Genomic DNA, 13,731 nt, shown 5'->3' on the forward strand with positions numbered 1-13,731 from the left:
TGTGAGGGAGCAAGAAGTGGCTGAATTATCAAACTGTCCTAACTGCGGCGAGTTATTTGTGCGGAATCAATTCCGTGAAGTGTGCCAGAGCTGCTGGAAGGATGAAGAAAAGGCATTTGAAACGGTTTACCAGTACATCCGTAAACGGGAAAACCGGGCTGCGACGATAGTCCAGGTAGAAGATGCCACAAATGTAGATGAAGACCTGATCTTAAAATTCATCAGGACGGGAAGGCTGAAAATCACCCAATTCCCTAATCTTGGCTATCCATGCGATAAATGCGGGGCCATTATACGTGAAGGCAAGCTGTGTACAAAATGCAAGGATTCTCTGATTAAAGGCATCAATGCCCACAATGAGGAAGAAGAGCGCAAACGCGAGCGGGCTGAAAGAGAGAAAAACAGCACCTATTTTTCCGTGAATCAAAGGAACAATAGCCGTAACTTCTAGGCTGTATGAACTATTCATACAGCTTTTCAGTATTTTTTCAATGTAATTTTTACTAATTTATGCGTATTGTTTAAAGTTTAGACCGTTATGGCCGATAATAGAGGTAAAGACAATTGGCTTGGCAAGAAAGAGAGGGAAAAATAATGAAGATCAATCAGAATTTCCGAGCTTCAGGAATCAACCCGTACAAACGCCAGTTAAACAACATGGATAACCAAAGCAAAGAAACGAAGAAAACAGATAAAGTGGAAATCTCATCTGCGGCCAAGGAAATGCAGCAGGTCTCCCAGCTGACGGCGAAACGCCAGGCGAGAGTGGAAGAACTGAAGCTCCAGGTACAGAACGGAACGTACCAAGTGGACGCAAAAGAAACGGCGAAAAGCATCCTAAAATTTTATGGCAAAGAATAAAATCAATACACTTCTGTATTGATTTTTCTTTTATACCGGATTCCGCAGGGCTGTTTCCATGCCCGGGCGGCCTAATTTTCGATATAAGCGGAGTGTGAAAAGCATGCAGGTTAAAAATGACTCTCCAGTTTCCTCTTTTATTGCCGAACCTAAATCCCTTGATCTAAAAAAAGGGAGCGTCCTTCAGGCGGTTGTAAAGGAGCGGCTTCCTAATAATGAAGCGCTTCTGCAGGTGAAGGGACAGGATATTAAGGTGAAAGTAGATGGAGAACTCCCCAAGGGGAATAGGGTATCCGTTGAGGTTTCCAGCACAGAAGGCGCTTTGCCGACTGTAAAAGCAGCAGCCCAGCCCGCTAATGCGGCTGCCGGACAGGAAACACAAGCAGCGGAAGAAACAGAGGCTCTCCTCAATGCAAAAGGGGAAGCAGGCAGGGCAGTTTCATTGCTGGGGGAAAAAGGCATAGCGGTTTCAAGGCAGGAAGCCAAGGATATCGCAGCTTTTATGAACAAAAGCCAAGGATCGTTTGATCAAAAGATGGAAACCCTGGCCGCCATGGGGAGGAAGGGGCTAGAGTATACCCCTGACCAAATGAAGGCCGTTCACGAGGCACTCCACGGACCAGGAATAAGCCGGCCTATGGAGAAGCTTGCGGGCAGGCCAGGCGAGCGCAGGCCTGTTGACGCGAGTGTCTTTAATCATAGAGCAGCCAGAGGCCAATCTGACCTGAAAGAAATGCTCAGAAGAATGAAAGCTGCAGAAGCGTCATTGCCGGATTCATTGAAAAAGCTGCTTGCGCAGTCGAGGCAGATCAGCCAGGCGGCAGACCAGAAGATCCTTGAGGCGGTAAAGGTGCTGCAGGATGCCAGGCTGCTGCAGGCAGTCAAGGAAATGCTATCAGCAAATGCTTCAATCGCCAGCATCGCTGATTATATTAAAAGCCAGGCTGCTGGTGCTGTCCTTGATTCAAATGTGCTAAAGAGCTTGAACGATGGGGTAAAGCTGGAGGAGATTGCCCTTCAAAATCTTAAAGCGGCCAATGCTCATGAGAGCGGTCCTTCTATTCAAAACAGTCTGCAGACCAGCTTGAAAGCAGTCCAGAAGAATCCTGATATTCAAGCGGTATTGTCCAATATAAAGGCACAGCTGCCAGCTTCGGGTGAGCTGACAGAATCGCAGATCGGCAAGCTGGAAGAGGCGCTGGAAAAAGCCGGCGATCTGGCAGACAAAGGAAGAGAGCTCGCTGCCAGGCAGGAGCTGATGAAGGTGCTGGACGGGTTCTCTAAAGAGACTGATGCCACCGCGCCGGGGCACGCAGATGAATTGGGTGAAGAATCACTCCAATTAAGCGAAGAATTTATCTCTTCCCTTCCTGCTCAATCAAAGGATTTTATTGTAACCGAGATAACGAAAAAAATGTCGCAGCTGAGCATTGATTTCAAGCAGATTAAAAGGGATATCGGCAAAAATCTGCAGACGGTTGAAAAGCTGATCGACCAGTTCCAGAACCGGGCCGTTCCCCAGGCAAAGCCGCTGCTTGAAAATACAATCAAGCAGCTTGATAATGCGATTTTAAAGAGCGATGTGATGCTCTATACCGATATGTCGACCGAGAAAAAACTGCTGAAGGCAAGTACTCAGCTTGCGGAAGCAAAGAGGATGCTCGAAAAAGGCGAAGTTTCGAATGCTTCCAGGGTTGTCAGCGAAGTGAGGAATATGGTGGACAAGCTTATTTTCAAACCATCAGATGTCCGCGTCCAGCATTTTGTGTCAAAGCAGCTGCTTCAGCTCGAACAGCCTGGGCTGCAGCAGCTGGCTGCATCTTATGAAAACTCTTTGCATGCAGTGAAGGAAATGGCTTCAGGCAGACAGATTCTTGAGCATATGAGGAATCTGGGGCTGACTTATGAGTCTGACCAGGCGCAAGCCTTGGTGCAAAAGGGAAAGGCAGATGCCGATTCCACACTTAAAGGGGCTATGCTGAAGCTGATGCAGAATGAAGGAGACCATCAGATGGCACAGAAAGCGGATCAGCTCACGGCTAATCTGACAGGCCAGCAGCTTTTGAGCAAAAGCGATCCATCCGGCCTCCAGACCATGATGCTGACCATTCCATACCTCCTCCAGGACAAAGCGGAGGATGTGAAGGTGTTTATTCAATCGAAAAATAATGAAGAGCAAATAGACTGGGAGAATTGCAGCCTCTATTTCCTATTGGAAACAAAGAAGCTCGGCGATGTTGGGATCCTGTTATCAGCGGTTGACCGGACACTCTCCCTGACCATAAAAAATGATAGCCCAGCATTCAAAGAGAAGATTGAGCCATTGGCAGTCATGGCGCAGGATAAGCTGAAGGAAATCGGATACAATGTCGGAAAAATCCAATTCACCCCGTTTACTGCAGCTGATTCCGCAACGAGTGAGAAGGAAGCGGCAGCGGCCAAGACAAAGACTCCTGGCTTCTCCGAGAGAGGATATGATTTCACGATATGACCACACAATTTTTTAACCAAAAAAGACGCGCATTGGTAAATGGCCCCACAGCTGCCGTGCTCCGCTTTGATGGCCAGGAGGGTTCAGCCCCAACAGTCGTTGCTCAGGGGAAAGGGCATCTAGCTATGAAAATCATGGAGCTGGCCAGGCAGAATGATGTGCATATGCAGGAGGACGCCGGCCTCCTCCAGAACCTTCTTGACGTAGATCTAGGCGGAAATATCCCGCCTCAGCTTTACTCTGTCATTGCAGAAGTTTTTCTTCTGCTGGAAGAAATGGAGAAAAACTATTAAGATCCTGAGGCTCAGGCCGATAAAAACAGTGAGAATCAAAGTGCTTGTCATACAGGAGGAAAAATGGTGGAGTTTCTAACTGAAGAATATATCATGCAGAAGAATTCCCAGGAGCTGACCTCGCTTCTATATGAAGCCCTGCTCAGCAATCTGGAGAATTCCATCCAAGCTATTGAAGATAAAGACTATATGTCTGCCAATAAAATGCTGCAGAAAGTGAATGATATCCTGTACCGTCTGGGAGCCGGCCTCAATTATAATGCCGGTATCATATCGGACCAGCTGGACCACCTGTACAATTATATGGCGGACAGTGTCATAGAAGCCAACAGGAAAAAAGATATCCCGGCAATAAAGGAAGTTATCGGCATCGCAGAGATGCTGGCGGATGCCTGGAATCAGTCGATTAAGAAGAAGCCTGACCAGCTGCAAAGAAAAAGCATGGCCAGGGCCAATGCCTACGAACAAAACGTTATGGTGCTGGAAAAATCAGACAGCACAGCTGAAAGGGGAAGTTATTAATGAGGATTAATCATAATATCCAGGCATTGAATGCCTATCGGAACCTGTCACAAACCATGAACAGCACTTCCAAAAGCCTGGAGAAGCTCTCCTCTGGCCTACGGATCAATAAAGCCGCCGACGATGCAGCCGGCCTGGCTATCTCGGAAAAAATGCGCTCGCAGATCCGCGGCCTTGATATGGCTGAAAGAAATACACTTGATGCAATTTCATTGGTACAGACAGCTGAAGGGGCCATGAATGAGGTTCACAGCATTCTTCAAAGGATGAGGGAGCTATCGGTTCAGGCGTCGAATGGTACTTTGGAGGATACTGATCGCGAAGCTATCCAGTCAGAAGTCGGGCAGCTGATAGAAGAAGTTGACCGTATTGCCTCTAAGACTCAATTTAACCAAAAAAATCTTCTTGATGGGACTAGCGGTGCACTTACTTTCCAAATTGGTGCAAATGAGGGTGAAAAATTAGAAATTACTATCGGCGCTATGGATTCAGGTGCTTTATCAATTGGTGGAGCCAATGTTGGAACTTCAGCCGGTGCACAATCTGCTATCAGTTTATTTGAAACTGCCATTCAAAAAGTCTCAGCAGAACGGAGCAAGCTGGGATCTTTCCAGAACCGCCTTGAACACACGACAACCAACCTGCAGACTGCAAATGAAAACCTTACTTCAGCTGAATCCCGTATCAGAGATCTGGATATGGCTGAAGAGATGGCGAACTTTACAAAGAATAATATCCTGAACCAGGCAGGCCAGGCGATGCTTGCACAGGCAAATCAGCTGCCGCAGGGAATTCTGCAGCTATTGAAATAATTTTTAAGAGGAGTGAGTCAATGCGGCTTCTCCTCTTTTCTATTTGACTTAATTCTTTTACAATAAGAATAGAATAATTCAGGTGGTGGCTAAGAACGTGGAAGTTCAACGAGTGAATAAGACTGGTATACATGCCGTCCAGAAGAAGGAAGAAACAGCCTCAGGATCTATCTCTTTCACGGAAGTGATGGGGAGCAAACGCCAGAATCTTGTTTATGAAAAAATGACACAGATGGTCAGAGATATAGAAGATCAGGGAAAGGTGCTGGCTGAGTCCAGGACAATCGATGATCTTAAGAAATATAAAAAGCTTGTAAAGCAGTTTATGGATGATGCAGTGAAAAATGGACTTGAACTTGAAGACCAGCGCGGGTTTAACCGCCGTGGAAGGACGAAGGTATACAAGATCGTCAAGGAAGTAGATAAGAAGCTGATAGACTTGACTAATGCTGTATTAGAGAAAGAGAAAAACGGATTGAATATTCTAAGCCTTGTCGGTGAAATAAAAGGGATGCTTGTTAATATCTATACTTGATGGATATTTAGGAAAAGCTATAAATATTTTAAATATAATGTCGATAATAAGCGTAGCGGCAATTGAAAATCAGTAGAATACTTTACTGATTTTCTTTTTTGCCTGACCTTTGTCGGATAGAAAGGCGGAGAGGTTTTGTCAGCCCAAGCTTTAATAGAGGTACTGAAGAAACAGCTTAAGCTGCATGGAAGCCTGCTTCAGCTTGCACAGGAGAAAACCGGGATACTAAAAAAAGGTGAACTGGATGCTTTAAATGAAGCCATGAAAAATGAGCAGAAGCATATAGCGGCCATTCAGCTTCTTGAAAACAAAAGGGGACACATTGTTGCCGGAATGATTCCCGGCAAGCAGAAAGCTACCCTGCAGGACTGTATCCCCCATCTTTCCTCAGAGGAGAGGGAGGAAGCAGAACACATCCAGCATCAGCTTGCAGATCTCTTGTCTGAGCTGAAGTATTTAAATGAGCTGAACCAAAGTTTAATTGACCAATCGATGCAGTATGTATTTATGAACTTGGATTTACTGATGCCAAGTGATAGAGTGAATTATCAAAAAGATCCAGATGATGAAGACGCAGGGCCGAGTATATCTTTATTTGATTCTAAGGCCTGATGATATAGAGGAGGGAAAGACATGGTTTCAACTTTCCACGGGCTGGAAACGGCCAAAAGAGGGATGTTTACCCAGCAAAGCGCTTTGTTTGTAACAGGGCATAATATTGCTAATGCAAATACTCCGGGCTACTCAAGGCAGAGAGTTAACTTTGTTCAAACAGATGCTTTTCCTACAGCATCCATGAACCGTGCACAGATTCCAGGCCAGCTTGGAACCGGGGTGAAGGCCGGGGCCATTGAAAGAATACGGGAGTCGTTCCTGGATGTTCAGTTCCGCGGCGAGCAAAGCAAGCTCGGCTATTGGGAGTCACGGGCAAATGCCCTTAGTAAAATGGAGGATATCATGAATGAACCTTCAGAGAATGGACTATCTGCAGTCATGGGTGAGTTCTGGCAGTCTCTGCAGGATCTGTCAACCTATCCCGAAAATGAGGGAACCAGGCAGGTTGTGCTTCAGCGCGGACAGGCTGTGGTGGACACCTTCCATCACCTCAATGACTCGCTGACTTCGATAAAAGATGATTTCAAAAATGAAATCGGGGTAAACCTCAAGGAAATCAATTCATTATTAAAGCAGATTGGCGATCTCAACCAGCAGATCGGCGAGGTAGAGCCTCATGGCTATCTGCCTAATGATCTGTATGATCAGCGGGATCTGCTTGTAGACCAGCTTTCCAAACATCTTACAGTCGAAGTGGAGAAGACTTCGTCTGGAGGGCAATCATTAAAGGTTGCTGAAGGGCAGTATAATATTAAACTCGTAAATGCAGACGGTTCCAAGGTGGATTTAGTAACTGGGTCGGATTTTAAACAAATTGGATTTTCAGGAACTGATGGGTTGACTTATGATGTTCCATCACCAGGAGTATCATCTCTTACTATATACGACTCAGAAGGAAAGACATCTTCCGGAACATTAGCTTTCCTGGACGCCAGCGGTGAAACCGGCTTTTCCAGCGGGAAGCTTAAAGGGCTGATAGAGTCCTATGGCTATGTGGGTTCTGATGGCAATGTAAAAGGTATTTATCCAGATGCACTTGATAATCTCGACAAAATGGCGTATTCCTTTGGAAAGATTTTCAATGAAATCCACTCAAAAGGATTTACCCTGGATGGCTCAAATGGCACTGCAGATTTCTTTACCTTTAGCTCAGGCACATATAAGGGTGCTGCCAAAGAAATAGGATTAGGCAATATGAAGCCGACTGACATTGCAGCCTCTACCAAAAAAACAACGGATGCAAACGGTGATGAAAAGGTTGATGCCGGGGATGGCAAGAATGCCCTGAATCTATCGAATATTTCCGGCATGCTGCTTTCCAACTCAAACCAAGCTCTTGAAGGATTGACTGATACTATCGATTTAGCGTCTCTTAGTGAAATTAAAACAGGAACCATCAATTCCTTCTATGAAGGAATGACAGGGCAGCTTGGGGTAGATGCGCTTCAAGCAAACCGTCTTACACAGAACAGCCAGATTCTGAGCGATGCCGTAGAAAAAAACAGGCAGTCTGTCAGCTCTGTATCCTTGGATGAAGAAATGACGAATTTAATTAAATTCCAGCATGCCTATAATGCAGCTGCCCGCCAGATTACCATCGTGGATGAGCTCCTTGATAAAGTAATCAATGGAATGGGCGTAGGCGGAAGATGAGGAGGGTGATTCAATAATGCGCGTAACTCAATCTATGCTTTCAAGTAATATGCTATCAAACCTGGGCAGGAGCTTTGACAGGCTGAGCACTTACCAGGATCAAATATCGAGCCAAAAGAAAATAACAAGACCGTCTGATGATCCGGTTGTAGCGATGAAGGGGATCACCTACCGCCGTAATCTGCAGGAGGTCCAGCAATTTAAGAGAAACTTCACTGAGGCTTATAATTGGACGGACAACTCTGATGCTTCTCTTGATAAAGCGGGACAGGCCATGCAGCGTATCCGTGAACTGGTTGTCCAGGCCAGCAGCGATACATATGATGGATCGCAAAGGGACTCGATCAGCCAGGAAATTTCCCAGCTAAAACAGCATTTAGCCGAAATTGCCAATACGAAGGTTGGCGATAAGTACATCTTTAACGGCACGAACACGCTCAATAAACCGGTAGACATCGATGCTGATCCGGCTGTTGTTTCTAACAATACGAACCCTGTTCAAATTGAACTCTCAAAAGGGGTGTATATCTCTGTAAATGTAAATCCTGCGGACGTGTTCAGTACAGATATGTTCAAGGATATACAGGATCTGATTAATGGTCTGGAGGACCCGGCATCTGATGGAAATGCACTTAATTCCTTTTTAGGAAAGGTTGATTCCCATCTGAGCAATATTACAAATGCCCGTTCAGATCTAGGAGCGAGGGTCAACCGGATTGAATTGATGGAAGAACGGGTCGACCAGCAGGAAATCATTTCCCAGAAGGTCATGTCAGACAACGAAGACATCGACTTCGAAAAAGTCGTGACCGAGCTGCTCGCCCAGGAAAGCGCCCACCGTGCCGCTTTATCTGTCGGCTCCCGAATCATCCAGCCGACCTTAATGGACTTTTTAAGATAAAAGCTATCTATCCAGATAGCTTTTTTTAATAAGAGGTGATAGTATGCAAATCTCGCAAATTCGAATGCAGTCAACATCAGCAAAAATTGAAATGAACAGCACACCGGCTCAGCAGACAATCCAGCAGCCTCAGGCCGTGCAGCATATCGAGCAGCCTCAGGCTGAAATGTCCATTGAAACAATTCCCGGCCAGCTGTCAATTGACCAGACAGCTGCATGGGAGTCAATGGACATCAAGCATATCTTCCGAAGAATTGAAGAAAGTGCCCAGAGAGGCTATAATGCCGTATTAAGCGGCATGGCCAGGACTGCCTCAGAAGGCGATGAGCTCATGGCGATAGAAAATGGAGGAAGTGCCATTGCAAGCCAGGCAAGCCGCAATAGCGCTCTTATAAATTATGATTATAACATTGGCTTTGTGCCTCCTCCCTTCAGCGTAAAGATAAACTATATGCCGGGCAAAGCCTCCATCTATGTACAGGCGAAGCAGCCGATTATCCAAACGGAAGTGCAAAAACCCATAATTGACTATAGGGCCGGAGAAGTAAGAACCAATCTGAGGCAGCAGGCAAGTCTGCAAATTGATGTCATAAATACCGAAATTTAAGGAAAATTAGGTAAAGGAACGTGAATAATGAATATACAAACGAAATATCAAGGCGAAGTTGAAATTGCTGACAAGGATATTTGGACCTTTAAAAATGGAATTCCCGGCTTTCAGGATGAACATCAGTTTGTTATCCTGCCTTTGCCGGAAAATGATATCTACGCTGTTTTGCAATCTGTCAAAACAGCAGGACTGGGCTTCATCATCGCCAATCCCTTCTTCTTTTTCAAGGAATACAGCTTTGACCTGGATGAAGCAGCGGTTGAGCAGCTGGGACTGGAGAACGAATCAGATACAATGGTGTACTCAATCCTGACCATCCAGGAACCATTTGAAAAAACAACCGCCAACCTACAGGCGCCGCTGGTATTCAACAAAAAGAATAACCAGGGTAAGCAGCTGATCCTAAATGATGGCAGCTACACAACCAAGCACAGAATCCTTCCGCAAAAAACGGAAAAGAGGTGAACCCATGCTAGTCCTGACCAGAAAAACAGGCGAAGCCATACAAATCGGTGATGAAATTGAACTGACCGTCCTTTCTATAAAAGGCGACCAAATTAAACTCGGCATCAATGCCCCCAAAAATATAGATATTCATCGGAAGGAAGTCTACCTGGACATAAAAGGGGAGAATGAGAGCGCCTCAAAAGCGATTAATCTGGCAGCCATTTCCTTCCCGAAAAAGAGCTGAAACAAAATATATCATTTTTATATAAATTTCTCTAAAAAATACTAAATAAATGAATCAATGGACCGATATTATTAATGTAGCAGGGAAACAGGGCGGCCGACCTGATAACCCTGTAAAAAAAAAAAACAAATGTTCACATGGATGTGAACTCGACATTCAAGGAGGAAAAACAAAATGAGAATTAATCATAATATTGCTGCTCTTAATACACACCGTCAGTTGTCTAGTGCTTCTAACGCACAGGCTAAAAACATGGAAAAATTATCTTCAGGTCTTCGTATCAACCGTGCTGGTGACGATGCAGCTGGACTTGCAATCTCAGAAAAAATGCGTGGACAAATTCGTGGACTAGATCAAGCTTCTCGTAATGCTCAAGATGGTATCTCTTTAATTCAAACAGCTGAAGGCGCATTGAATGAAACTCACTCTATCCTACAGCGTATGCGTGAACTTGCAGTTCAATCTTCCAATGATACAAATACAGCGACTGACCGTGGTGAACTTCAAAAAGAACTAGATCAGTTAGTTGATGAAATTGATCGTATTGCTGGAAATACAGAATTTAACACTCAGAACTTAACTGGTGCTAAAGATAACACAGGTGCATTTACTGGTGCTGCTCAAACATTCACTTTCCATATTGGTGCAAACCAAGGACAAAATATTGAGCTTTCAATTAACTCAATGGATGCAGCTAGACTAGGAACTAAGGACCCAGCGGATGCAACGGGAGCAACATTTACTGCTACTGTTCAATCACTGAGAACTGCTGCTGATGGAACAGGCGGAGCTTTAAACTCTCAAGGGACTGCAGATACTGCAATTACAACAATTAATAATGCTATCGAAATGGTATCTGCTGAACGTTCTAAACTAGGTGCAAACCAAAACCGCTTAGAGCACACAATCAACAACCTTGGAACATCTTCTGAAAACCTGACTGCCGCTGAATCTCGTATCCGTGACGTTGACATGGCGAAAGAGATGATGGAATCTACTAAAAATGGAATTCTTTCTCAAGCAGCACAAGCTATGCTGGCTCAAGCTAATCAGCAGCCACAAGGCGTACTTCAATTACTTCGTTAATTAACAGTTCTATATAGTTAGCTAAAAAGACCTTGTTATTCAAGGTCTTTTTAGTTTATAAGAATAAACCTTCGTAAACTCCTTCAACCAACAACAAATAGAATTCTAAGTAACCAAATAGTATTGAATGTCTAAACAATCTTCTAAAACAACCGATATCATAGATGAAAATATAATTGGAGGACTCTTATGATTAATCGATTATCAAATAGTCCTTTGGCCAATCAAATGATAAAGGAAAAAGAATACACACCTAGAGAACAAGAGACCCAAACTCCTCAGCAACAGAACCCTCAGCTGATTCAGTCAAAGGAGAATATTGAAAAGGTTGTCGCTAGCATTAATGACTTTTTAAAGCCAGCCAATTCGCATTTAAAGTTTGAGTTTCATGAGGACTTAAAAGAATATTACGTTACAATCGTGGATGATAGTACTAAAGAAGTAATAAAAGAAATTCCTTCAAAGAAGCTGCTTGATATGTATTCGGCAATGAAGGAGTATTTAGGTTTATTAGTAGATAAAAAGATATAGAGGTGATTAGACTTGCGTATAGGCGGACTGGCAAGTGGAATGGATATTGATTCTTTAGTTAAGGATCTTATGAAGGCTGAAAGAACCCCGCTCAACAAGCTTCTTCAGAAAAAGCAGACTTTGGAGTGGCAGCGTGACGATTATCGTGCAATGAATACTCTCTTTTTGGACTTTCGTTCTGAACTTACCCAAATGAAGTTAACTTCCAAATATCGTGCAAGGGCAACGACTTCAACGGATGACTCAAAGCTGACAGCAACTGCAACTGGAGCAGCTTCCCAATCCTCTGTAGCCGTCTCAAAGGTTACACAATTGGCTTCCTCTGAAAGAATGTTAAACGGAGATAAGGTAAGTCTTGACTCCAGCAAAAGTCTTTATGGGCAGACAAGCTCAGAGACTATGTGGAAGCAGGGGATTGTTGAGTCAAAAACGCTGACAGCAAACGGTACGGCAAACCCGCTGTCATTGGGAGTAGCCGATGTAAAACTTAAGGATACTGCCTCCTGGAGTGTCAGTGTAAATGGCAAAGGCTATAAGGTTGTTTCTTCTGAAGCAGACTTAAGTGATTCCACTGTTTTAATAGACGCAGACGGAAATCTGAAATTCAATTCTGTGCTTGCGAAGGACAGCCAAGTTAAAGTGGATTATATAGCTGAAACAAAGACTGAGTCTATAAAGTTGAATTATAATACCTCAAGCCTTCAGCTTTCCCGCGGGTCAATCAACGAAGTAACCGGGCAGCAAATCAAGCTGACAAGGATTGTAAAAGAAGGTGAAACATCATCTTCACAAGCGGATGTTCTTTTGAGTATTAATGCAAACGGAGAAATACTGGATGAGGATGGATCGACCGTTTTAGGCAGTCTGGATAAAGAAAGCGGAAAAATTACTTTTGATAATGTGAAGATGAATGAAATAGGATATCTCCCTCCAGAAAAGCCTGAGGAAGGGAAAGAATATACTTACAAAATAGAACTTACGTATAATCAAAATTACACCAACTTTTCCGTCGATACTGTGACATCAAAGGGAAATGTCCACAAGAATTTCCTGGTACAGGGAAATGAAACGATCAGTTCGGTTTCTAGCAAAGTAAATGCTGCCAATGCAGGCGTCTCGATGTTTTATGACAGCTTTTCAGGCCAAATGTCTATGACAAGAACAGAAACGGGCAAGTTCAATACAAAAACAGATGCTTATGGGAATCTATTGGCGGATATTGATACAAATGGAGACCTTATTGATAAAATCTTTAAGTTTGGCACTGGAACCATAACGGAGGGTGCCAATGCACAGTTTGAGATAAACGGCATCACCACAGAACGTAGCTCAAATACATTTACAATGGAAGGCGTAACCTTTACCCTTAAACAAACCTTTGGAGCTCCGGGCACCACAGATCCAACTGCAAGTCCTGTAAGTATTAATGTTAACAATAATTCAACCGAGGTTTTTGATAATATTGTTCAATTCGTTAACAAATACAATGAAATGATTGATACGATCAATAAGAAAATCGGAGAGACCCGATACCGCGACTACAAGCCGCTTTCTGATGAAGAACGTGAGGCCATGAGCGACAAGCAGCAGGAAATGTGGGATGAGAAGGCGAAAAGCGGACTGCTTCGCCGTGACCCTATTTTAAGCGGAGCTTTAAATGAAATGCGAATGGATTTATACCAAACGGTAACAAATGATAAAGCAAATCCATTATATAACCAACTGGCCAAACTGGGAATCGAGACTAGCTCGAACTACTTAGAGGGCGGAAAGCTAATTATTAATGAAACTAAACTGAAGGCTGCTATTGAAAATGATCCTGAATCCGTTGAAAACTTCTTTAGGGGAGAAGGAACTACAGAAGGACAAAAAGGCGTTATCAACCGTTTATATGATACTGCTACTAATATAATGGACAAGCTGAAGGTAAAAGCTGGGAACAGTTTTTCTACAAGCAAGCAGTATACTATTGGCCGCGAGTTAGATGATATTGGCGACCGCATCATCCGATTTGAAGACAGGCTAAAGCAGGTGGAAGATCGCTACTGGTCCCAATTCACTGCCATGGAAAAAGCCATTCAGCGGGCCAATGAACAGTCAGCTTACCTGATGCAGCAGTTCAGCATGTAA

The 13,731-nt window shown here is 44.0% G+C and carries 16 protein-coding genes; all 16 read left to right on the forward strand.

Annotated features, from left to right (window positions below):
• The first annotated feature begins 16 nt into the window (after positions 1-16).
• Positions 17-451 (forward strand): TIGR03826 family flagellar region protein, encoded by a 435-nt coding sequence (locus ABU165_RS07335; RefSeq protein ID WP_318059946.1) that lies wholly within the window; start codon positions 17-19, stop codon positions 449-451.
• Positions 452-594: 143 nt separating this feature from the next.
• Positions 595-861: a flagellar biosynthesis anti-sigma factor FlgM gene (flgM, locus tag ABU165_RS07340; RefSeq protein WP_318059947.1), complete on the forward strand. Its 267-nt coding sequence runs from the start codon at positions 595-597 to the stop codon at positions 859-861.
• Between the two features lie 103 nt (positions 862-964).
• The gene (locus tag ABU165_RS07345; RefSeq protein ID WP_318059948.1) at positions 965-3,352 is read left to right on the forward strand and encodes a hypothetical protein; all 2,388 of its coding nucleotides are present in this window, start codon (positions 965-967) and stop codon (positions 3,350-3,352) included.
• Positions 3,349-3,645, forward strand: coding sequence for an EscU/YscU/HrcU family type III secretion system export apparatus switch protein (locus tag ABU165_RS07350; protein WP_094768466.1), 297 nt, complete (start codon positions 3,349-3,351; stop codon positions 3,643-3,645). Before ABU165_RS07345 ends, ABU165_RS07350 begins: the two co-directional genes overlap by 4 nt.
• A 63-nt stretch (positions 3,646-3,708) precedes the next feature.
• Positions 3,709-4,167 (forward strand): flagellar export chaperone FliS, encoded by a 459-nt coding sequence (fliS, locus tag ABU165_RS07355; protein ID WP_257992436.1) that lies wholly within the window; start codon positions 3,709-3,711, stop codon positions 4,165-4,167.
• A complete protein-coding gene (locus ABU165_RS07360) occupies positions 4,167-4,979 on the forward strand; it encodes a flagellin N-terminal helical domain-containing protein (RefSeq protein WP_257992435.1) in 813 nt (270 codons plus the stop codon). The genes fliS and ABU165_RS07360 overlap by 1 nt, the downstream gene beginning before the upstream one ends.
• A 97-nt stretch (positions 4,980-5,076) precedes the next feature.
• Positions 5,077-5,514, forward strand: coding sequence for a YaaR family protein (locus ABU165_RS07365; protein ID WP_248137843.1), 438 nt, complete (start codon positions 5,077-5,079; stop codon positions 5,512-5,514).
• Positions 5,515-5,649: 135 nt separating this feature from the next.
• Positions 5,650-6,126: a flagellar protein FlgN gene (locus ABU165_RS07370; protein ID WP_257992434.1), complete on the forward strand. Its 477-nt coding sequence runs from the start codon at positions 5,650-5,652 to the stop codon at positions 6,124-6,126.
• A gap of 21 nt (positions 6,127-6,147) precedes the next feature.
• Positions 6,148-7,782, forward strand: a complete 1,635-nt coding sequence (gene flgK / locus ABU165_RS07375) for a flagellar hook-associated protein FlgK (protein ID WP_318059949.1) — start codon at positions 6,148-6,150, stop codon at positions 7,780-7,782.
• A 16-nt stretch (positions 7,783-7,798) separates the two neighbouring features.
• Positions 7,799-8,683 carry a flagellar hook-associated protein FlgL gene (flgL, locus tag ABU165_RS07380; protein WP_257992432.1) on the forward strand — a complete coding sequence of 295 codons (885 nt, stop codon included), beginning with the start codon at positions 7,799-7,801 and terminating at the stop codon, positions 8,681-8,683.
• Positions 8,684-8,726: 43 nt separating this feature from the next.
• Positions 8,727-9,290, forward strand: coding sequence for a DUF6470 family protein (locus ABU165_RS07385; RefSeq protein WP_318059950.1), 564 nt, complete (start codon positions 8,727-8,729; stop codon positions 9,288-9,290).
• Positions 9,291-9,317: 27 nt separating this feature from the next.
• Positions 9,318-9,758 (forward strand): flagellar assembly protein FliW, encoded by a 441-nt coding sequence (fliW, locus tag ABU165_RS07390; RefSeq protein ID WP_257992430.1) that lies wholly within the window; start codon positions 9,318-9,320, stop codon positions 9,756-9,758.
• A 4-nt stretch (positions 9,759-9,762) separates the two neighbouring features.
• On the forward strand, positions 9,763-9,984 hold the full coding sequence (gene csrA, locus ABU165_RS07395; protein WP_318059951.1) for a carbon storage regulator CsrA: 222 nt from the start codon (positions 9,763-9,765) through the stop codon (positions 9,982-9,984).
• Positions 9,985-10,158: 174 nt separating this feature from the next.
• A complete protein-coding gene (gene hag / locus ABU165_RS07400) occupies positions 10,159-11,070 on the forward strand; it encodes a flagellin Hag (RefSeq protein WP_257992428.1) in 912 nt (303 codons plus the stop codon).
• A 189-nt stretch (positions 11,071-11,259) separates the two neighbouring features.
• A complete protein-coding gene (flaG, locus tag ABU165_RS07405) occupies positions 11,260-11,601 on the forward strand; it encodes a flagellar protein FlaG (RefSeq protein WP_257992427.1) in 342 nt (113 codons plus the stop codon).
• Positions 11,602-11,613: 12 nt separating this feature from the next.
• Complete coding sequence (gene fliD / locus ABU165_RS07410) at positions 11,614-13,731, forward strand: flagellar filament capping protein FliD (RefSeq protein WP_318059952.1); 2,118 nt, start codon at positions 11,614-11,616, stop codon at positions 13,729-13,731.

The organism is Cytobacillus sp. T106, assembly GCF_040492155.1.
GTDB lineage: Bacteria > Bacillota > Bacilli > Bacillales > Cytobacillaceae > Bacillus_AB > Bacillus_AB infantis.